Origin of the sequence: uncultured Parvimonas sp., from assembly GCF_963524015.1 — a bacterium.
Classification (GTDB): Bacteria; Bacillota; Clostridia; order Tissierellales; family Peptoniphilaceae; genus Parvimonas.
The window spans coordinates 44,698-65,521 of record NZ_CAURDT010000005.1 but is presented as its reverse complement, the minus strand read 5'-3'; the positions used below and the strand labels follow the sequence as shown (position 1 = coordinate 65,521).

The 20,824-nt window shown below is 26.1% G+C and carries 19 protein-coding genes; 2 read left to right on the top strand and 17 right to left on the bottom strand.

What is annotated here, in order from left to right; genetic code table 11:
• Positions 1-555: 555 nt before the first annotated feature.
• The 11 genes from RWJ08_RS06250 to hrcA form a co-directional block, all read right to left on the bottom strand.
• Positions 556-1,374: a hypothetical protein gene (locus tag RWJ08_RS06250; RefSeq protein WP_313961455.1), complete on the bottom strand. Its 819-nt coding sequence runs from the start codon at positions 1,372-1,374 to the stop codon at positions 556-558.
• Position 1,375: 1 nt separating this feature from the next.
• On the bottom strand, positions 1,376-2,365 hold the full coding sequence (locus tag RWJ08_RS06245) for a CRISPR-associated protein Csm4 (RefSeq protein WP_313961454.1): 990 nt from the start codon (positions 2,363-2,365) through the stop codon (positions 1,376-1,378).
• Between the two features lie 11 nt (positions 2,366-2,376).
• Positions 2,377-3,057, bottom strand: coding sequence for an RAMP superfamily CRISPR-associated protein (locus RWJ08_RS06240; protein WP_313961453.1), 681 nt, complete (start codon positions 3,055-3,057; stop codon positions 2,377-2,379).
• A 24-nt stretch (positions 3,058-3,081) separates the two neighbouring features.
• Positions 3,082-5,040, bottom strand: coding sequence for a Cas10/Cmr2 second palm domain-containing protein (locus RWJ08_RS06235; protein ID WP_313961452.1), 1,959 nt, complete (start codon positions 5,038-5,040; stop codon positions 3,082-3,084).
• Position 5,041: 1 nt separating this feature from the next.
• Entirely contained in the window at positions 5,042-5,956 is a 915-nt protein-coding gene (locus tag RWJ08_RS06230; RefSeq protein WP_313961451.1) for a DUF6602 domain-containing protein, read from the bottom strand.
• A 7-nt stretch (positions 5,957-5,963) separates the two neighbouring features.
• Complete coding sequence (gene cas6 / locus RWJ08_RS06225; RefSeq protein ID WP_313961450.1) at positions 5,964-6,698, bottom strand: CRISPR-associated endoribonuclease Cas6; 735 nt, start codon at positions 6,696-6,698, stop codon at positions 5,964-5,966.
• Between the two features lie 66 nt (positions 6,699-6,764).
• Positions 6,765-7,451 carry a hypothetical protein gene (locus RWJ08_RS06220; protein ID WP_313961449.1) on the bottom strand — a complete coding sequence of 229 codons (687 nt, stop codon included), beginning with the start codon at positions 7,449-7,451 and terminating at the stop codon, positions 6,765-6,767.
• A 143-nt stretch (positions 7,452-7,594) separates the two neighbouring features.
• Entirely contained in the window at positions 7,595-9,568 is a 1,974-nt protein-coding gene (tkt, locus tag RWJ08_RS06215) for a transketolase (RefSeq protein ID WP_313961448.1), read from the bottom strand.
• Between the two features lie 123 nt (positions 9,569-9,691).
• Entirely contained in the window at positions 9,692-11,512 is a 1,821-nt protein-coding gene (gene dnaK, locus RWJ08_RS06210; RefSeq protein ID WP_313961447.1) for a molecular chaperone DnaK, read from the bottom strand.
• A 16-nt stretch (positions 11,513-11,528) separates the two neighbouring features.
• Positions 11,529-12,059, bottom strand: coding sequence for a nucleotide exchange factor GrpE (gene grpE / locus RWJ08_RS06205; RefSeq protein ID WP_009372727.1), 531 nt, complete (start codon positions 12,057-12,059; stop codon positions 11,529-11,531).
• A 15-nt stretch (positions 12,060-12,074) separates the two neighbouring features.
• Entirely contained in the window at positions 12,075-13,088 is a 1,014-nt protein-coding gene (hrcA, locus tag RWJ08_RS06200) for a heat-inducible transcriptional repressor HrcA (protein WP_009354297.1), read from the bottom strand.
• 360 nt (positions 13,089-13,448) lie between these two features.
• On the opposite strand from hrcA, the gene RWJ08_RS06195 reads away from it, so the two are divergent.
• Positions 13,449-13,877: a flavodoxin gene (locus RWJ08_RS06195; protein WP_004833660.1), complete on the top strand. Its 429-nt coding sequence runs from the start codon at positions 13,449-13,451 to the stop codon at positions 13,875-13,877.
• Between the two features lie 60 nt (positions 13,878-13,937).
• Here RWJ08_RS06195 and RWJ08_RS06190 read toward each other — a convergent pair whose 3' ends face one another.
• From RWJ08_RS06190 to RWJ08_RS06170, 5 genes are read right to left on the bottom strand one after another with little or no spacing between them, the layout of a single operon-like run.
• Positions 13,938-14,663, bottom strand: coding sequence for an HAD family phosphatase (locus tag RWJ08_RS06190; protein ID WP_039868293.1), 726 nt, complete (start codon positions 14,661-14,663; stop codon positions 13,938-13,940).
• A gap of 8 nt (positions 14,664-14,671) precedes the next feature.
• Positions 14,672-14,968, bottom strand: coding sequence for a hypothetical protein (locus RWJ08_RS06185; protein WP_009372771.1), 297 nt, complete (start codon positions 14,966-14,968; stop codon positions 14,672-14,674).
• Between the two features lies 1 nt (position 14,969).
• Positions 14,970-15,515 (bottom strand): class IV adenylate cyclase, encoded by a 546-nt coding sequence (locus RWJ08_RS06180; RefSeq protein ID WP_313961446.1) that lies wholly within the window; start codon positions 15,513-15,515, stop codon positions 14,970-14,972.
• Position 15,516: 1 nt separating this feature from the next.
• Entirely contained in the window at positions 15,517-16,206 is a 690-nt protein-coding gene (locus RWJ08_RS06175) for a metallophosphoesterase (RefSeq protein ID WP_009372545.1), read from the bottom strand.
• An 8-nt stretch (positions 16,207-16,214) separates the two neighbouring features.
• Positions 16,215-17,039, bottom strand: a complete 825-nt coding sequence (locus tag RWJ08_RS06170) for a patatin family protein (protein ID WP_313961445.1) — start codon at positions 17,037-17,039, stop codon at positions 16,215-16,217.
• 356 nt (positions 17,040-17,395) lie between these two features.
• Between RWJ08_RS06170 and RWJ08_RS06165 the strand changes: the two genes are divergently transcribed.
• Positions 17,396-17,830, top strand: a complete 435-nt coding sequence (locus RWJ08_RS06165; RefSeq protein ID WP_004833669.1) for a hypothetical protein — start codon at positions 17,396-17,398, stop codon at positions 17,828-17,830.
• Between the two features lie 248 nt (positions 17,831-18,078).
• Here the strand turns inward: RWJ08_RS06165 and leuS are convergent, their stop codons facing one another.
• Positions 18,079-20,490: a leucine--tRNA ligase gene (leuS, locus tag RWJ08_RS06160; protein WP_313961444.1), complete on the bottom strand. Its 2,412-nt coding sequence runs from the start codon at positions 20,488-20,490 to the stop codon at positions 18,079-18,081.
• Between the last annotated feature and the right edge of the window lie 334 nt (positions 20,491-20,824).

The window sequence follows — 20,824 nt, the reverse complement described above, 5'->3', positions numbered from 1 at the left end:
AAAGCTCCTATTTATCAAGCTTTTTCCTCTGTATCCCTATTATATCTCAAGCCCAGTATGTTTCTATTTAAACTTACTAAACCTTGGTAGTTATACAATGATAGAGCCTATATTTACATTACAGTATGTTGCTATTTAAACTGATACAAAGGCTTTTGATAAAGAAGCATTAGTCAAATTTACATTACAGTATGTTGCTATTTAAACTTGCACACAAGAAAGCATTGCAAACACTTTGCTTGATAATTTACATTACAGTATGTTGCTATTTAAACTAAGAGCAATAATAAATGTTATAACAGATTTAGAAGATTTACATTACAGTATGTTTCTATTTAAACAGGTAGTTCTATACATATTGAAAATACTACCATTAATAAGTCAATTCTGTCAATATATAAAATTTTTTTGAAATTTTCCACTAATTTTTTTAATTGAAACAGAATTGTTTTAAATTTTAACATTTTTTAATCTGTAAAACCTCCAGTAAATTTTATATACTGAAGGTTGACAAATCACCTTTTTTAATAATTTTACTATTTTTTATAAATATTTTCAATTTTCAATTTTTAGTTTTACAAGTCCATATGGAAGATATTTTTTGCCTCCGATATCACACAAATAAAATCCACTTTTAATATCATCAATATTTATTTCACCATTAAGAGAATTTATTTTCCCTTTAAAGCCTCCTAAAAATAAAATGTATTCATCATCATTTATATTGTTTAATTCAGAATTTATATTATTTATAATATTCATTAATTCTTTTGATATTTCTAAATTAAATTCATAATTTACATTAGTTTTGTTATCAGTAATCTTTTTTATTACTATTTCCAACTTCCTCATATAATTATTTAATTTTTCTATTGTTTTATATTTTAAGTCTTTTAAAATATCATCAAAATCTATATCTTCGTTTACATTAATATAAAAATCATAAGATTTCCCATTTTGTAAAGTTTCAATTCCTACATTTTCGAAAAATTTTTCAAATTTAATTTTAGCAGTTTCAGAATCTAAATATTGATATTTAAATAAATTTTCTAATGATATATCTGTTGGATTAATATTTATATCATTAAATAAAAGTGTTCTTTTTATATCATCTTCTTTTATACAGCTTAAAATAGCTCCTTTTAAAGATGAGGCTGGAATATAATATTTAATATTTTCAATATTATTTTCCATTAATAAAGCTCTATTTGTATAGCTATAAAAAGGATATATCATATTAACTTCTTTTGAAATTTCTTTTCCATTATTATAGTTTAGAAAGGAATAATCTATATCTTTATATAAAGCTCCAGAATCTCTAGGTGATAATATTACTTTTGATATAGTGGTAAGTTTTAAATCTATTTTTTTCATATTATACCTCCAATGTTTCTAAATAAGAATTTCCGAATACGATTGCTTTATCATACATCAGATTATATTCATTAAGAATACTCTTGCTCATACAAGTATATTCTGATTTTTCCTTAAGACTCAATACACTTCCTGCATTTAAAAATGAAATAAATGTATTAACTCCATCTGATAATTCAAATGGTTTTCGATGAGATGTAAATAATTCGAAGTATGATTTTTCAATATTAATTTTATCAAGATTAGGAAGTAACATTCCTAAATTTAAAAATTTTTCGTTTTTAGGATATTTTAAGATATCTTTTTGCTTTTTATCTTTTTTTTGCTTACTAAATTCTATATCTTTAATAACATAAGTATTATATCCATAACTAGCCTTATGCCCTAAATGACAATCTATATTTAATAAATTATCTCTGTTATTCAAATAATCAAACAAAATATTTCCTTTTTCAAGTTTTATAAGAAAACTATAATCTGATATAATATTTCCAACATTATCTTTATATTTTACAATTGGGATAGAATATGCAATATTAGGAAATCCTGAAAGTTCTTTAACTTGACTTTCTATTTTAAATTTTTGAATAAAGGTATCTTCCTTTTTTATATAATTATAATTATCTAAATTTATGTTGTTGATATTTGTAGTAGTATTTTTGGTTAAGTTTATTAATTTTTTTAAATCTTCTCTTTTTATAAACTCTATATTCTTAATTTTTTCATACAACTTTTTATCATTAATACCAATATTTAACTTATCTAAAATATCTAAAATATAAGATTTCGGCATAGGTCTATAGTCTGTTGGAAATAGATTTGATATCATACATATACTTTCTTTTCTTTCTACAGATTCTACAAACTCTCCTATTTTTTCATCTGAATAAGACTCTTTTAATTTCCCCATTAAAAATCCAAATAGTTTTTGTGAATCCGGTAATAAAGTAATCTCACCTTTTCTTTTTAGTTTAAATTCAAAAATATACATTTTTTGCTCCTTTAGTCATTTTCTATCTCAACTGCAATTATTCCATATCCTCTTGATTTAGAATTTCCTATTCTATAGTATTCTTCATTAAATTTTTCTAATTGAGCCTTTATTTCATCTTTTATTTTTTCATCATCAGAATCTATTTTAAGAATAATATTTCCTTCAAATTTTATGCCGGGCTTTACAACTTTATATGTTCTTGGATTAGATATAAGTTCTCCATTAATCTCTTCAATAGATGTTTTGGTATCTATTAAAAAATAATCTTCTGTTTCTAAATCAATAACTCTTAAATCAGAAAAAAACAGACGAGGAGTATCATTTAATCCTTCAATTCCAAAAATATATTCGGCTTTAACATCATTTAACAAATTTGAAATTTTAGTAATTATCTTTTTTATAGATTCTATATTTTTTGAAGATTTTTCATCCATTTGTTTTAATAATTTGGAATATTTATCTTTTTCTTTAATTAAAAAATCTTTAATAAATTCTTTTATGATATCATTATTTATACACTCTTTTCTAAAGATATTTCTCAAAGCTCCTTTCATCGCAGAGCCATGAATTATTGGTTTTCCATTTTCGTCAAGAGTTGTGCATTGATCTACTCCTCCTATTGAAAATGCACTTGTTTGATTACCAATTAAACAATTAGATTTAGTTGTTACAGTATATTTAATTTTCATAATTATTTTCCTCACTTTTATTTATCAGTTTTTTCTTTGTTTTTCATTTTGTCCTGAAATTATCCTATATAATATTCTTTGTTGGTCATATTTATAAAACAATATTATTCTATCTAACCACTCTGTTCCATTAATATTATCAAACTCTCTATTAAATTTATCTTTATTAAATTTTAATCTATAGTTTATAAAATGTTCTTCTTTTTGTATATCATTATCTTTTGCATACTCTTTTTCTTTTGTTTCTATTAATTCAGCATAATTTGCAAATAAAGTTTTAACCTTTTCTTTTTTTCCAATTTCTATTAAATTCTTAGCCTTAAAAAGCATAGATAAATGAAATGGAACTTTCTTAAATGTATTAAAACCTTTATCATTGGTATTTAATATAAAACATTTTTCTATAGAATCTGAAGAATTGCAAATATATTTTAGAGGCTTTATAAACATATTAGAATTCAAAAAATCTCTTGTTTCATCATTCTTTTCAAATACTATATACCTAAACTTATTTAAACTAATATTAGAGATGTATTTTTCATCAGTTAATAATAAAATCAATTTTAATTTTGAAATTACATTTTTAAAATTACTTTTATCATATACTATTTGATTTTCATCTTCATTTTCCTGTTTATTTTTCATAAACATCTTCATAAAGTAATTCTTTAAATATAATTCCTTAGGAATAACTTTTGATTCCACATTCCTTATATCAGGGCACAGAAAATATAAAAAAGTGTTTATAAATTTTTTAATATTATCTTCATTATTTTTATTAGAAATATCAATATTTTCTAAAGCATATAAAAAATTATGAATGAATGTATTTGTATAGATATTTTCATTTTTCAATTGTATTAATTCTAAAATTTCCGTTTTAAATTTGGATAAACAATCTTTTTCTCTTATTCTTTGTTCTTCCAAATAACTATAAAACATATTTCCTGCAATAAATGTTCCAAGTATAGCTTTTATTTCTTTTGAATTTTTTTCTTTAGTAAATTTTTTTGCATTATGCAATTCTCTTTCAACTATTTCTCTATAATATCTTATTGGTTGATGATTATTTGTAAATTCTACTCCAACAGATATTACAAGTTTATTCAATTTACTACTTTTATCATTACTCAAGCTATTAATTTTTTTATTAATTTCATCATTAATATCATCTATAAGATTTCTTAAAATCAAGATTGAATCCAAAACTGACTCTATTTTTACAGCAAAAAATATATCATCTCCCGCAATATACAGAGGAAAAATTTTATTAGTTAGATTCTTATTTTTTGATATTAGTTTTCCTGGATAATTTACTGTAATTTTATTTTCTAATATTAAACTTAATTTCATATACCTATCATAATCAGTAATACCAGAAAAAATTTCCCCCATATTATTTATATCAGCTTTTACAATAGCTATTTTACCATTAGTTCCTTCTTTATCATCAGATATTAATTCATCCATATTTTTAATATATACACTAGTATAATCAATAAAGTTTTTATCACAATTTATATCACAATTTAAAATATTAACTTCTTCTTGAAAAGAAAATAAAATCTTATTATTTTCTACAATAATTCTTCTTTTTGTATCATTAGATTTTAAATAAAAATTTACTTTATCTATAATCTCCTTATTATTAAGAATTAATTTTTCTAAATATACATAATTTATAAGAAGTGTTCCAGAATATTTCAAATAAATATCTTTAAATAAATTTTTCAACTTTTCTTTTATTTTATCTTCTATATCCTCAACTTCAAAAATATATTTTCCTGAAATCCATAATATTTTTTTGTTTTTATCAAATAATTTTTCAATATCTCTAGAAATTGTACTGGAAACCGTATTTGATGCTTTTATAACTTCTTTTAAAGTGTGTTCATCTTTTTGTATCTCTGACCTATTATCATCTAAAGTTTGATAAATATATTTTTGAATTTTTTCGACAGAAATTCCAACTATAAATGACATATTATTCTCCTTTATTTGTATTTTTATTAAACATATCTACATAAGCCTTATGTGGAAAAAACATAGGATTATTTATCATCATAAGCATTTGATTAAATTGAAAAATAAATGAAAGCAATGAATATTCTTCTTCTTTTCCTCTGTGTATAACATAGTCAGATATTTTTCTATTTATTAGTGTCTCTGATTTAAGTTTCTTATCTTCTTTTAAATGTGCTAATTCTTTTTTATCAGCCTGATTATAATTTTTTAGGACATCGAATAAATTTTCATCACTAAAATTTATTTTTAAATTACCATTATATTCAGTATTATTTTGATTTTGCTCTTTACTTGATTTGCTATTTTGATATGCCTCAATAACAATATCAAAATATTTTCTACCATTAGAATCATCGTTACATGTCTCTTCTGTAGGTATATGACATAATATCTTAATAGGTTTTGTCGCTGTCTGAGTAGACACATCATTACTTTCTCTACCAACATTAATATAAGTAGCTAATCTAACTATTGAATCATTTGAAGTTTGTAAATTCTTAATAGAGTTTGTCCAATTTAATAAAATATTTTTTTTCAAATTTGTGCTTTTACATTGAACAACCGCTGCTACTGCTTCAATTGGTATAAATTTTATCAACCCGTAGTTAAATATATAAGGGGTATATTGTTCATCATATATTGCTATATCCACTTCTTTTGAAATATTTTCATTTGAATCTATTATAAATACAGAACGTGCAATATTAAATTTTTTAGGTACTATTCTTCTGAAAAAATCTGCCCAAATTTCTTCACGATATGTCCCAGCTGTTAAATCGTGATTAGTTACATTATAATTCAACTGAGTTACCAATTCTCTTTCCATTTTCAAATAATTTTCTTTAATATCTCTAATGAAATCAACATTTTTCATAATTAAATCATCTCCAAGATTCTATAAGTTGTAATAGTCCAAAACCGGATGCATTTTTACTTCCGACAGACGATATCAGCATTTCATTTAATAAGCTATTATCAGCTTTAATTTCTATTACTCCTAAACTAGCATCAATATATAATCCATAAAAAAGTACAACTGCTTTCTTCATTTCAGAAGTGTCAATCTCCATATCATCTATTGAGTTGGAATGACTTGGAAAATGGATTTTTAAATTTTCTTTAAATTTATCAAAGAAATCTTCATCTTCAACAGTTATATGTCTGTCTGTGTTATCTTCTCTATTATGTTCGCGAATGACAAGAGGAGAACAAAATTTAAATCTTGCACAATTTCCCACAATCTTTTTTTCATTGACAATTTTAGCATCTGTTAAAACTATAAAATTATTTTCAGAAATTTTAAATTCATTTTCTTTATATTCTAAAAACGAATTGAAAAAGATAGTTCCAACATCTTTTTTTGGAGCTTTAAAAGTAATCTCAAAATTATTTTCTCCAACTTCAATTCTGTTAGAAAAAAATTTGGGTTTAAAAAATTTAACTGCCCATGAATATTTTTTTTCATCACTTTTGATATAATCATCCCCAAAAAACTTTTCAAAAAATTCACCATTAGAATAATTTGATACTGCTGTTTTAAAAAATTTAATACAGAAACGATGATAATCTTTAGGGATGAAATTATTATCTGTTTTAAATTTTAAAACTATTTTCATAACAAACACCTCTCTTTATATTAATTTATTATTTATCATCTTATTTTAATTTCAAATTTTAATATTTTAATCAAATTTCTTAGGTTCATAAATTTTATAATATTTTCCTTTGTATTTTATTATATTTTCCTGCTTTTCATATTCGTTTGTAGAAGAATCTTTTACTTCTGCTTCGTATAAGTCGGATTTTATTAATAATTTTCCTTTTTGATCGTATAATTCAATTTTTTTATCTTTCATTTTAGAGATATTTTTTATTTCACTCTTTAATATTTCTTCGAGATGAGATTTTTCTTTTAGTTCTTTAAAATCACTTACTCCGTTTTCAATCACGATTGTATATGAAATGTTATAAATATTTTTTGTAGTTTCATAATAATCAAGACTTTTTATTTCAAAAAGTAATATTATTACTATAGAAACTAAACTTATTATATGTTTTATTTTTTCAGATTTCTTTGATATTATGATGAAAAAGATGTCTTCTAACAAAGCCAAAACCCATACAAATAACGCTATAACTACCAAATCAACAATAAAAAAGAGTATAATTACTAAAGCGGCAATAACAAAATGAGATAATCCATAATATTTCAAAATCTTTTCAGGATTTTTCATTTTAGGATTCCTCATTAAAATATTATATGCTTCAGAAACATACTCTTTATTTCTAATCTTATAGAACATAAGTCCTATATATACATATCTTGTCAAAATTAAAACCATTAAACCATAAATAAATAAGTATCTCATAGTTATTCTCCTAGTAATCTTAATAATTTACAACTCAAGATGATTATAACAAATTATATGTATATATTCAACAATTTTATGAAAATATTTTCATAAAAAAATAGCGAAGTTTTTCTTCGCTATTCTTTACAAATTTTTATTATTTAGAATAATTCTTTTTTTATTTTTTCATAAACTGCATCAACTGTAAATCCATATTTTTCAAATAATAGATTTGCAGGTGCTGATGCTCCAAATGTGTCAAGACCTATTGAAATTCCATCTAATCCAACATATTTACCCCAGCCAAATGTTGATAGAGCTTCTATGCTAACTCTCTTTCTGATGTTATTAGGTAATACTCTTTCTTTATATTCTTTACTTTGCTTTTCAAATTCTTCCATACATGGCATTGATACAAGTCTTGTGCAAATATTTTCTTCTAAAAGTTTTTCACAAACTTTGTAAGCCAAGCCAACTTCTGAACCTGATGCAATTATAATCATTTCAAAGTCTTTCCCAAAGTCTTTTAGGACATATCCACCTTTTAGAGATTCTGCTGAAGTTTCTTCTAAATTAGTCAATTTTTGTCTTGTAAGTGCTAAACAGCTTGGAGTTTTTCTATTCTTTAATGCAGATATCCAGGCATAAGCTGTTTCTTTTGCATCACAAGGTCTATACATTGAAACATTTGGTGTAGATCTAAACATTGCCAAATGTTCAATTGGTTCATGTGTAGGTCCATCTTCCCCAACTCCAATGCTATCGTGAGTTAAAACATAGATAACGCCTTGATTCATAAGCGCAGAAAGTCTTACAGCAGGTTTTAAATAGTCGCTAAAAACAAAGAATGTTGCACAATATGGTAAAAGTCCTCCATGTAATGAAATACCATTACATATTGCAGCCATTGCATGTTCTCTTACTCCAAAATGAATATTCTTTCCACTTCTATTTTCAGGTGAATAGTAGTCAAATTCTTTCATTGTTGATTTATTTGAAGGACCTAAATCTGCTGAACCTCCAAAAAGATTTGGTAATAATCTAGAAAATCTGTTTAATACAATTCCACTTGATTCTCTTGATGCCATGTCTTTATCAAATTCAGTAATTGATGAATCATTTAAGATTTCTTCGTCAATTTCCTCTTTCATAAATTTTTGGAATAAATCATATTTTTCAGGATATTTAGCTTTATATTCTTCAAGTTGTTTTTCCCATTCATCAACAAAATTATTTTTTCTTTCAACAACTTCTTTCATATATTTTTTAACTTCTTCTGGAACGTAAAAACTTTCTTCATATTCCCAACCAATATTTTTCTTAAATGTTGGAATATTATCTTCTCCTAAAGGTTCTCCATGTGCTGAAGCACTTCCTTGTTTAGTTGAACCATATCCAATTTTTGTCTTTATTTCTATTAATGAAGGTTTATCAGTTAGCTTTGCTCTTTCTATTGCTTCTTTAATTTCTTTAATATTATTACCATCTGCAACAAAATAAGTATCCCAACCTAGAGCTTCATATCTACCTCTTACATTTTCACTAAAAGCAGTTGAAGTATCCCCTTCAATAGTAATATTATTACTATCATATAAAACTATAAGTTTTCCAAGCTTTAATGTACCTGCAAGTGAAGATGCTTCATTGCTGATGCCTTCCATAAGACAACCGTCTCCAACAATTGAATAAGTATAGTGATCTACTATTTTACAATCATCAGTATTGAAAATTGAAGCCAAATGACTTTCAGCAAGTGCCATACCAACAGCCATTGAAACACCTTGTCCAAGCGGACCAGTTGTTGCATCTATTCCTGCAGTATGTCCATATTCAGGATGACCTGGAGTTAAACTATCAATTTGTCTAAAATTCTTTATATCTTCAATACTAACACCATAATCAAATAAATGAAGTAATGAATATAAAAGCATAGAACCATGTCCTGCTGATAAAATAAATCTATCTCTATCAAACCAATTTGGATTTTTAGGAGAAATCTTCATACAATCATTAAATAAAGTAAATGCCATTGGTGATGCTCCAAGTGGAAGTCCAGGATGTCCTGACTTTGCCTTTTGAATGGCATCGGCACTTAATGTTCTCATAGTATTAATACATAAATTCTTAATTTCCATATCATTCCCTCACTTAAATATATTATTTTTTAAATAAACTTAACGAACTTATTATATCAATAAATACATTTTTTTTCAATAGAAAAGGTAGTGCATCACACACTACCTTTTAGCATTTTTATTCTATTTATTTTCGTCTTCATCAACTACTTCATAGTCAGCATCAACTACATCATCTTTCTTTTGTTCTGCTCCTTGTCCTTGAGGATTAGCATTTTGATATAATTTTTCTGAAATTTTATAGAATTCTTGAGTTAAAGCATCGTTCTTTGCTTTAATGTCATCTACATTGTCAGTTGTTAATGCAGATTTTAAATCTTCTAATTTTGCATTAATGCTTGATTTTTCTTCTTCAGAAATTTTTCCTTCTAAATCTTTCAAAGTTTTTTCAGTTTGATAGATTAAAGATTCAGCATTATTTTTAGTTTCTACAACTTCTTTTTTCTTTTTATCTTCTTGAGCAAATTGTTCTGCTTCTCTAACTTTCTTGTTAATTTCATCTTCAGACAATTTAGTTGAAGCAGTAATTGTAATCTTTTGTTCATTTCCTGATCCTAAGTCTTTAGCATGAACATTTACAATACCATTAGCATCAATATCAAAAGTAACTTCAATTTGTGGAACTCCTCTTGGAGCAGCTGGAATACCTGTTAATTGGAATCTTCCAAGTGTTGTATTATCATGAGCAAATTCTCTTTCACCTTGTAAAACATGAATATCTACTGCTGTTTGTCCATCTGCAGCTGTTGAGAATATTTGACTCTTCTTTGCAGGAATAGTTGTATTTCTTTCGATTAATCTTGTCATTACACCACCCATTGTTTCGATACCTAATGACAATGGAGTTACGTCTAATAATAACAAATCTTTAACTTCTCCTGTTAAAACACCACCTTGAATTGCAGCACCAATGGCAACACATTCATCAGGGTTAATATCTTTTTGTGGTTCTTTTCCGATTAATTTTTTAACTGCTTCTTGTACTGCCGGAATTCTTGTTGAACCACCAACCAAAAGAACTTTATCAATTTCAGATGCAGTAAGTCCCGCATCATTTAATGCTTCTCTAACTGGAACTAAAGTTTTATCAACTAAGTCTGAAGATAGTTCTTCAAATTTTGCTCTCTTAATGTCCATATTTAAATGAACTGGAGCTCCATCAACAGCTGTAATGAATGGTAAGTTCACATTAGTAGTCATTGTTGTTGAAAGTTCTTTCTTAGCTTTTTCGGCAGCATCTTTTAATCTTTGCATTGCTGTTACATCTTTACTTAAGTCAATACCATTTTCTTTTTTGAATTCTGAAATCATATATTTCATTAAAACTTCGTCGAAATCATCTCCACCAAGTCTATTGTTACCTCTTGTAGCTAAAACTTCAAAAACTCCATCTCCAATTTCCAAAATAGAAACGTCGAATGTACCACCACCAAGGTCGAATACCATTATTTTATGTTGTTCAGTATCTTTATCCATTCCATAAGCCAAAGCTGCTGCTGTTGGTTCATTAATAATTCTTTTAACATCTAAGCCAGCAATCTTTCCAGCGTCTTTTGTAGCTTGTCTTTGGCTATCTGTAAAGTAAGCAGGAACTGTTATTACAGCTTCTGAGACAGTTTCTCCTAAATAACTTTCAACATCTGATTTAATTTTTTGTAAAATCATTGCTGAAATTTCTTCTGGGCTATATTCTTTATCATCGATTTTTACTTTGTAGTCTGTACCCATTTCTCTCTTAATAGAAGTTATAGTTCTTCCTGCATTTGTTATTGCTTGTCTTTTTGCAGTTTCTCCTACTAATCTTTCTCCATTTTTTGTAAAAGCAACAACTGAAGGAGTAGTTCTATTTCCTTCTACGTTTGCAATAATTGTTGGTTCTCCACCTTCCATAACAGCAACTGCTGAGTTTGTTGTACCTAAATCAATACCTATAATTTTTGACATATCTTTTTCCTCCTAATTATTCACTAACTTTAACCATACTTGGTCTTATTACTTTATCTTTAATTTTATATCCTTTTTCAAAAGTTTCTAATACAATGCCACTTTCTACTCCATCTTTACTTTCAGTCATAACTGCATTATGTAGATTTGGATCAAAAACAGCACCATCACTTTCTATTTCCTCAACCATTTCAGTTTTCAAAATTGACTCAAACTGTTCTTTAATCATAACAAAACCTTTAATCGTCTCATCTTCTATATTTACATGAGTAAAAGCTCTATTAAAATTATCCAAAACAGGCAACAATTTTAATATTAAACCTTCATTTGCTAAGATAATAGAATTTGACTTTTCTCTTTCCGTTCTGTTTTTATAATTTACAAAATCAGCTTGAAGTCTTAAAAGTTGATTTTTTAATTCCTCAATTTCTGAATTTAATTTTTCTTCAACTTCATCAGAAGAGTTTTGTTCTAAGTCTTTTTTTTCTACTTCTTCAGTAGTTTCTTCTTTTAGCTCTTCTTCCATTTCCTTTTTATCTTCTTTCAACTATTTCGCCTCCCATCATTTTAAAATATCTTTAATTCTATCATTTATACTTAACATAGCTGATATTATTTTTTCATAATCCATCCTAGTAGGTCCAATAACAGCAATCTTTCCTTTGCTACCGTCCCCAAGATTATAGGATGTTGCAACTATTGTATTTTCATTTAAAAAGTCTTTGTTATTTTCACTTCCTATACTTACATATATTTTATCTCCACTATAACTTAAAAATAAATCTTCAAGCTCATTTTTATCTTCTAAGAAATGAATAAGTTCTTTAGCTTTATTTAAATCTCGATATTCTGGGAAATTAAATATATTAGAAATTCCTTCTAGTTCAATACTGGATTTTTCATTCTTTGAAATCTCTTTACCAATTAAATCAGAAATTTCTGTTATAAAAGGGATTTTTGAAACAAAGGTAAGTTTCAAATACTCTAGTCTTTCATTTAAATCTGATACTTTAACATTTATCAAATACTTCTTCAAGTAAAATATCAAATCTTGTAATATATCTCCACTAAGTTCTGTTTTCGAATCAAATACTGTATTTATAACTTTTCCATTATCAAAAACCAATACCAAAACATAACAATTTCCGCTTATATTAATGACATCAATACTCTTAACAGAGCAATCCATATAATCCGTAATCATAGTCGCTGTGATACATTCTGTTACCTCAGAAATTATCTTTGCGGATTCTTTAAAAATTTTATTTTTTTCATTAATATGTTTTGATAAAATGTCAATTCCATACATATTTTTTGAAATCTCATCAAAATGTGAAGACAACAAATAGTTAACATAATGTCTATAAGCCTTATCTGATGGAATTCTGCCAGAAGATGAATAAGCTTTATTTAAAAATCCTAATTCTTCCAAGTCACTCATTTCATTTCTTACCGTTGCCGAACTGACTCCCATATCATATTGTTTTGAAATCGTTCGGGAACCAATTGGCTCAGATGTGCTGATATAACTATCTATTATGGCATATAAAATCTTCAATTTTCTATCATCAAGCATTTTATCACCTCTTTTTAGCACTCAATCTCTTAGACTGCTAACAATATTATATTACTATTATTCCCCTATGTCAAGATTTAAAACATTTTTATTAAAAAAATTTTTTTACCGATTATTTTTTTAATAATTTAAAGATATTTTTCTAAGTTTTATAGTAAACTAATCTATTCATTGTATAAAATAAAATGTAAAAATTTTGTAAATAGTTGACAAAATTTTATATTATTGTTATTATTATCTTGTAGAAATTGTTATTAAGTTTAAAATCAATATTTTAAATTTAATTATAATTTATATTGTATATTATATAAATACAATAAATTTTTATTTTGTTATTCAAAATTTAAGGAGGACTTTTAAATGAAAGTAGCAGTTGTATATTGGTCAGGTACAGGTAATACTGAAAAAATGGCTGATTGTATCGCCGAAGGTATTGAAAATGCAGGTTCTGAAGTAGAAGTAATCTTCTGTGACGATTTTGGCGCAGATATGTTAAATGATTATGACTTAGTTGCATTTGGTTGCCCAGCAATGGGAGATGAAGTTCTTGAAGAATCAAGCTTTGAACCGATGTTCGAAGAAGTTGAAGAAGAATTAAATGGAAGAAAAATTGCTTTATTCGGATCTTACGAATGGAATGAAGGACAAAAATGGATGAAAGACTGGAAAGTTAGATGCGAAGGAGTTGGAGCTAAAATTGTAGCTGAACCACTTTGCGTATATGATTGTCCTACACCAGAAGATGAAGATGATTGTGTAGCATTCGGAGAAAAGATTGCTAAAGCATAGTTATACAAAAAAACAAAAGTAGCCCAATGGCTACTTTTTTTATGTTCTTAATATTAAAAATTATAAAGTTGTTACATCTGCCTTTAATTTATAAATAACATCTTTTCTCTCTACTATTATATTTACTTTTTTTGAAAGTTCTTCATCATTTTTTATTCTTTGTAATAATTTATTTGAAGGATTTATTGTATAAGCATTACCAAATCTTCTAAGCATTGATAAATCCCCAGTGGTGTCTCCATAGGCATAAGATTTCTCAACATCTATATTATATTTTTCTATAATCTCATTACATACTTCATCTTTTCCCTCGCTATGCCACATAGGTACAATTTCACCAGTAAACTTACCATTTTCATCAAACAAATATTTTGTTGCTCTAAATTCTGTAACATCATATTTTTCAGCCATTTCTTTAACCAAAAAATCAGGACTTCCTGAAATAAAAAATATTAAATGTCCATTTGCTTTATGGAATTCTAATTGATTTCTTGAGAAAACATAAACTCTTTCAAATACTTTTTTTATAGATTGTTCTGCAATAAATTTATTATATCTTATATCAAAACCTCTTAAATCACTTCTATATTTTTCAGAAAGTGCTTCAATATAGGCGTCATACGCCCCATATCTATTAACATATTCCATATATAATTGTTTTACATCATCAACCCAAACACTTTCATCCAAAATTTCATACTTTATAAGTCTTTTAAAATGTTCAATCATAAGTGATTCTCTTGCAATAGTTCCGTCAATGTCAAAAAATGCGGCTATATTACCCATATACACACCTACTTTCTCTTAAAATTCATTAGTATTAAAGCATAGAATAGTGAAACAACACCACTAGTACCTATAATCATAGCATAGTATAATGAATTTATACCTCTTGCAGTTAAAATGTTTGTCCAACCGTCAGCTAAGAATATTGTTCCAACAATTATTAAAACAAATGCAGGAATAAATTTAACAAATCTATTTTTTAGTCTACTAAGCAAATATGTTACTAACATTCCTATAAATATTGCAAGTAAAACTATAAGCACTGATGTTCTTTTTTTCACCAAAATTCCTAATAACTCTTTCATATTAACTCCTACTTTTTAATTCTTCTTTAAGCTCAGGCAAAGATTTAAGGCAAACATCACCTTCACTTATTTCTAATAAATTTAAAACTTCACACAAATCACCATAATTCGAAACTTCAATTTCCATATATGGATCAGGATAAACTTCTTTATCCCATATATCAATGTCAATATGAGCATTTTTTAATTTATATGATGTTCTAAATTTTTTCTCTATTTCAAGTTTATCATATCCTAAAAAATTTAAAATTTTTAGCATATCTTCACTATTTTCTAAAGAAACATTATATTCATTAAATTCCTTCAACAACTTATTTTCTTTATGCTCTTTATATGTTAACTCTGAATTAATTTCTTTTCCATTTTTATCTAAAAATTTTCGAATTCTCAAAAAACTTCCCTTGGGAATATAATCAAATTTTGAAGATGTAAACCTTATATTTTCTTGATTTTCACTTTTCAAAAATTTTGCCCCTAAATTTTCCAATTTTGCTTTAACTTCTTCAACATCTATATTTAAAATTTTAACTTCTAACTCTTTCTCCATTTTATCTCCTAATAAGTCTTGGGATAAATTTTAAGTAATCCGCGGAAATACAATGGAATTCTATTCCGTCGACTACTTCATCCACAACATTATTTAAAGAATATGCATGTAGATGTCCATATAATACAATTTTTATATTATGTTCCTTAACAAATAATCCAAAGTCATTTAAAGTCCTATCTTTTTCTACTGGTGGATAATGAAAAAGACAAATTATTTCCTTTTCTTTATTTTTAACAGAATTATAACTTAATTTTAATCGCATAAGTTCTCTATTGTAGATTTTTCTATCTGTATCTTCGGAAAATTCAGAAGATTTTGGAGAAATCCAACCTCTTGTTCCAATAAATACATATTTTTCAGTTTCAAAACTATTGTTTTGTAAAAAGAACATATTTTTTAAATCTAATTCTTTTATTTTATTAAGACTACTCCACCATAAATCATGATTGCCTTTTAAAAAAATTTTCTTTCCTGGAAGACTTTCAATTCTCTTTAAATCATTGTAGGCCTCATCAATTTTTAATGCCCAAGAAATATCACCAGGCACAATGACATAATCGTCATCTTTTACAATTTCTTTCCAAGCTTTAAACATTCTTTCTTCATAGTTTTCCCAAGCGGATCCAAAAACCTCCATTGACTTATCTCCAGTATAATCTAAATGCAAATCAGATAAACCGTATATCATTATAACTCCTAAACAAATTTTTTAACATTTTCAATACTTTGACTTGCAATCATATATCCTTCCTTATATAAATCTACAACATCTTGCATATTAGTTGTAAACGACTTAAATTTTAAAGGATTAATAGGTGCAAAAACTAATGCTTTATCTTCTGCTTCTAGTTTATCTACTAAATCCATAGTTTCGTTATATTTATATTTTTCATTTTTCATTGATTCAATAAATTTAGGATAATCTTTATAAGCATACTTTACTCTATCACTAACATCAGAATCCTCTCTTCTATAACCTCTATTTCTAGTTAGTAAAATTACGTACTTTTCATAACCTTTTTCAATTGCTCTTTCAAGTGGATTGCTATTATACATTCCTCCATCAAAATAAGGAATTCCATCAATCACTACAAATTTTGCCATATCTGGAAGAGAAGATGAAGCTATTATCTTATCAACCATATCTGAAGTGTTTTTTGCATCTTTTGCTGAAAAGAATTTATAACTGCCATCAATTAAAGAAGTTACCCCTGCTTCAAAATCTCCATCTAAACTTTTATCAAATTCAGGAAAATTAAAAATACTATTAACTGTTGATTTCAAATCAATAGGCTCAGAAGAATTCTTTAATAATTCCATATTTTTCAAAAACTCTTGAAACAATTTATTAACATCAAACTCTATTCCACTAAAAAATTCAAAGCCTGTAATAGCTCCTGCAGATACTCCTACAATATATGGAAATTTAATTTCATTTTCTTTAAAGCAATCTAAAACTCCTTTTAAAAAAGCTCCTCTCATTGCTCCGCCTTCAATAACCAATGCAACTTTATTATTCATAAAACACCTCACATCTTATTAATTATATTTACTATTTTACCATATTTTTAGTAATTTCTCAAACAAACAAAATATCAAATTTATAATATTTTCTTAGTTCAAATTATTTTTAAAATATTTAATTTATCTAAACAATTAATTCATTTATAATTTTATTTATAATCCAATCTTTATAAGTAAATTTAATTTTTTTAATAATTATTTGATTAGAATAATTTTATATGATATAATTTTACTACAGTATAATCAATTGGCATAAATAAAGTGCTTATCCATTTGTACAATATAGAAATCTCAAAAATTATAAGAAAATTTGTCTTTTATATATTATTTTTATAGATAATTAGGAGGAAAAAATGAAGATTGGAGTAAGAACACCAAGTGTTAAAAAGATGACTAGCTCAAGAACAACTGGAATGATTAATAGAAAAGCAAAATCTTCTTTTAATCCACTGTATGGAAAATCAGGAATGGGTATAGTAAATAATCCTAAAAAAGCTATTTATAATAAAGTATATAATAAAACTACTGTATCTATTAAAGATATAAATATTGATATTGATATGGATAATAGTGAAGAAGATGAATACGAATCTTATAGTAAATCAAAATATAATATATTATACTTATTATCAGGATTTTTGAATATATTTTGTGGAGTATTATTATGTTCATCAAGTATATTACTTAGTGGAATTGGCTCATTTAGTATTGTATTAGGGATATTAAGTATTATCAAATATATAATAATCATAATATCCACAAAAAAGCCCCCACAAGATAGAAACTAATCTGTAATGATGTGATAAACACATTAATCTTGCAAATTAATTATATCACAATTGAACTGCTATGCTTAAATAACACATAATTAATACAACGTTGAGAATTAAAGAATTTTCAACATTGTATTGTTTATATTACCATAAAATCAAAAAATATACGAAAAAAGTAAGCCTATTAAACTTACTTTTTTGTAGTTTGAAAACAAATTTATTAATTAATATAAATTAAAATCATATCCATTATTTATAAATTTTTATTTAACAACTATATTACAAATTTTTCCCGGAACAAAAATTTCTTTTACAACAGTTTTTCCTTCTATAAATTTTTTAACATTTTCGTTATCATAAAGTGATTCTTTAAAATCTTCAAATTTTGCATCTTTTGGAATCATTAATGTTGTTCTTACTTTTCCATTTATTTGAATAGGCATTTCAACTTCAGAATCAATTGTTTTAGCTTCATCATATTTTGGCCAAGTTTGTTCAAAGATATATCCACCAAAATTCATTTCTTCCCATATTTCTTCAGTAATATGTGGAGAAACTGGATTTAATAAAATCAAGAATATTCTTAAATCTTCTCTTGAAATTTCTTTCACTGAATAAAATTCATTAATTAAAGTCATAAGAGCTGCTATTGCAGTATTAAATTTAAGACTTTCAAAATCTTCTGATACTTTTTTAATTGTCTTATGGATTGATTTTTCCAAAGATTTTGTCATTTCTTCGGATGAATTTGTAATTTCTTGTAATTTCCAAACTCTATCTAAGAATTTTCTACAACCGTTAATTCCACCGTCAGACCAAGACGCACTTCTTTCAAAATCTCCTAAGAACATTTCGTAACATCTCAATGCGTCTGCCCCATATTTGTCAATCATTTCATCAGGATTTACAACATTTCCTCTTGACTTAGACATTTTTTCTCCATTTTCTCCAAGAATCATTCCATGTGATGTTCTTTTTAAATAAGGTTCTTTTGTATTTACTACACCTATATCATAAAGAAATTTATGCCAAAATCTTGAATACAACAAGTGCAATGTAGTATGTTCCATACCACCATTATACCAGTCAACTTGATTGAAATATTTTAAAGCATCTTTTCCGACAAGATTTTCTTTGTTATTAGGATCCATATATCTTAAATAATACCATGAAGAACCAGCCCATTGTGGCATTGTATCAGTTTCTCTCTTTGCCTTTCCTCCACATTTAGGACAAGTACAATTTACGAATTCATCAATTTTTGAAAGTGGAGATTCTCCTGTTTCTGTAGGTTCAAAAGATTCAAGTTCAGGAAGTTTTAAAGGTAGTTCTTCTTCCGGAATTGCAACCCAACCACATTTTTCACAATTTACCAAAGGAATCGGTTCTCCCCAATATCTTTGTCTTGAAAATACCCAATCACGAAGTTTAAAGTTTGTCTTTTTATTTCCAATACCAAGTTTTGATAAATATTCAAAAATGTTTTCTTTTGCTTCTTTAACTGAAAGTCCATTTAGAAAATCTGAATTAACCATAATTCCATTATTAGTATCCGTATATGCTTTTTCTTGAACATTTTCTCCACCACTAACAACTTCAACTATTTCTAATCCAAATTTCTTAGCAAAATCAAAATCTCTAGTATCATGTGCAGGAACTGCCATAATTGCTCCACTACCATAAGTCATTAGAACATAATCAGAAATAAACACAGGAATTTCTTTTTTAGTACAAGGATTAATTGCTGTTATTCCATCAATTTTAACCCCGGTTTTATCTTTATTCATTTCAGTTCTTTCAAATTCAGATTTCTTTTGAACTTCTAAAATATATTTTTCTATTTCTTCTTTATTCTTTATTCTGTCTTCATATTTTTTAAGTAATGGATGCTCACAGGATATAACCATATAAGTTGCACCAAAAATTGTATCAGGTCTTGTAGTATATACCAAAATAGTATCATCAATATCTTTGATTTGGAATTTAACTTCCATTCCATAACTTCTACCAATCCAATTAATTTGTTGGGTTTTAACTCTGTCAATAAAGCCAACTTCATCAAGGTCATCAATAAGTCTATCTGCATATTCTGTTATCTTTAACATCCATTGATTTTTAACTTTATGAATAACTTCACTACCACATCTTTCACAACAACCGCCAACTACTTCTTCATTTGATAAACCTACTTTACAAGAAGTACAGAAGTTTATTGGCATTTCCATTTTATAAGCAAGCCCTTTTTCGAACATCTTCATAAAAATCCATTGAGTCCATTTATAGTACTCAGGATCTGTTGTATTTATTTCTCTATCCCAATCAAAAGAAAATCCAATACGCTTTAATTGTTTTTTAAAGTTTGCAATATTATTTTTTGTTACAATTTCCGGATGAATTTTGTTTTTCATCGCATAGTTTTCAGTTGGCAAACCGAAAGCATCCCAACCCATTGTAAATAATACATTTTGTCCTTCAAGTCTTCTTTTTCTACTTACAACATCCATTGCAGTATATGGTCTTGGATGACCTACATGAAGTCCTTGACCTGATGGATATGGAAATTCTATTAAAGGATAGAATTTTTCTTTATCATTAATTTCACATTTAAAAGGTTTCTTTTCATCCCAAATATCTTGCCATTTTTTTTCGATATTTTTTGGATCATAATTTTTCATAACATTCCTCCATTCGTAATAAAGTAATAAAAAAACTTCCGCCTCATAAAGAGACGAAAGTATAAATTCCGTGGTACCACTCTAATTAGTATTAAACTCACTCTAAGATTATAACGTAATCAACGGCATTTGCATTTTATGAACAAGTTCAATACTTCAAAATATTATTTTCCACCAAACAATAACTCTCTAAAAATTTGAATATATTTACTACTTTCAATCAAAAATTTTATAAAATATAACAAAAATATAATATCATATTTTTAAATTTTTTTCAATACATTATAACTTAAAATCAAAGTTTTCCCTTATAAATTTCTTAAAGAAAATATAA

What these genes read in the sequence shown, in the direction of transcription:
- RWJ08_RS06165 (WP_004833669.1), top strand. Translation starts at nt 17,396, where the DNA reads ATGAAGATTGGAGTAAGAACACCAAGTGTTAAAAAGATGACTAGCTCA.
- RWJ08_RS06230 (WP_313961451.1), bottom strand. Translation starts at nt 5,956, where the DNA reads ATGAAAAATGTTGATTTCATTAGAGATATTAAAGAAAATTATTTGAAA.
- RWJ08_RS06170 (WP_313961445.1), bottom strand. Translation starts at nt 17,039, where the DNA reads ATGAATAATAAAGTTGCATTGGTTATTGAAGGCGGAGCAATGAGAGGA.
- RWJ08_RS06185 (WP_009372771.1), bottom strand. Translation starts at nt 14,968, where the DNA reads ATGAAAGAGTTATTAGGAATTTTGGTGAAAAAAAGAACATCAGTGCTT.
- RWJ08_RS06190 (WP_039868293.1), bottom strand. Translation starts at nt 14,663, where the DNA reads ATGGGTAATATAGCCGCATTTTTTGACATTGACGGAACTATTGCAAGA.
- RWJ08_RS06235 (WP_313961452.1), bottom strand. Translation starts at nt 5,040, where the DNA reads ATGTCATTTATAGTTGGAATTTCTGTCGAAAAAATTCAAAAATATATT.
- cas6 (WP_313961450.1), bottom strand. Translation starts at nt 6,698, where the DNA reads ATGAAAATAGTTTTAAAATTTAAAACAGATAATAATTTCATCCCTAAA.
- RWJ08_RS06175 (WP_009372545.1), bottom strand. Translation starts at nt 16,206, where the DNA reads ATGATATACGGTTTATCTGATTTGCATTTAGATTATACTGGAGATAAG.
- RWJ08_RS06250 (WP_313961455.1), bottom strand. Translation starts at nt 1,374, where the DNA reads ATGAAAAAAATAGATTTAAAACTTACCACTATATCAAAAGTAATATTA.
- dnaK (WP_313961447.1), bottom strand. Translation starts at nt 11,512, where the DNA reads ATGTCAAAAATTATAGGTATTGATTTAGGTACAACAAACTCAGCAGTT.
- RWJ08_RS06180 (WP_313961446.1), bottom strand. Translation starts at nt 15,515, where the DNA reads ATGGAGAAAGAGTTAGAAGTTAAAATTTTAAATATAGATGTTGAAGAA.
- leuS (WP_313961444.1), bottom strand. Translation starts at nt 20,490, where the DNA reads ATGAAAAATTATGATCCAAAAAATATCGAAAAAAAATGGCAAGATATT.
- RWJ08_RS06245 (WP_313961454.1), bottom strand. Translation starts at nt 2,365, where the DNA reads ATGTATATTTTTGAATTTAAACTAAAAAGAAAAGGTGAGATTACTTTA.
- tkt (WP_313961448.1), bottom strand. Translation starts at nt 9,568, where the DNA reads ATGGAAATTAAGAATTTATGTATTAATACTATGAGAACATTAAGTGCC.
- RWJ08_RS06240 (WP_313961453.1), bottom strand. Translation starts at nt 3,057, where the DNA reads ATGAAAATTAAATATACTGTAACAACTAAATCTAATTGTTTAATTGGT.
- RWJ08_RS06220 (WP_313961449.1), bottom strand. Translation starts at nt 7,451, where the DNA reads ATGAGATACTTATTTATTTATGGTTTAATGGTTTTAATTTTGACAAGA.
- hrcA (WP_009354297.1), bottom strand. Translation starts at nt 13,088, where the DNA reads ATGCTTGATGATAGAAAATTGAAGATTTTATATGCCATAATAGATAGT.
- RWJ08_RS06195 (WP_004833660.1), top strand. Translation starts at nt 13,449, where the DNA reads ATGAAAGTAGCAGTTGTATATTGGTCAGGTACAGGTAATACTGAAAAA.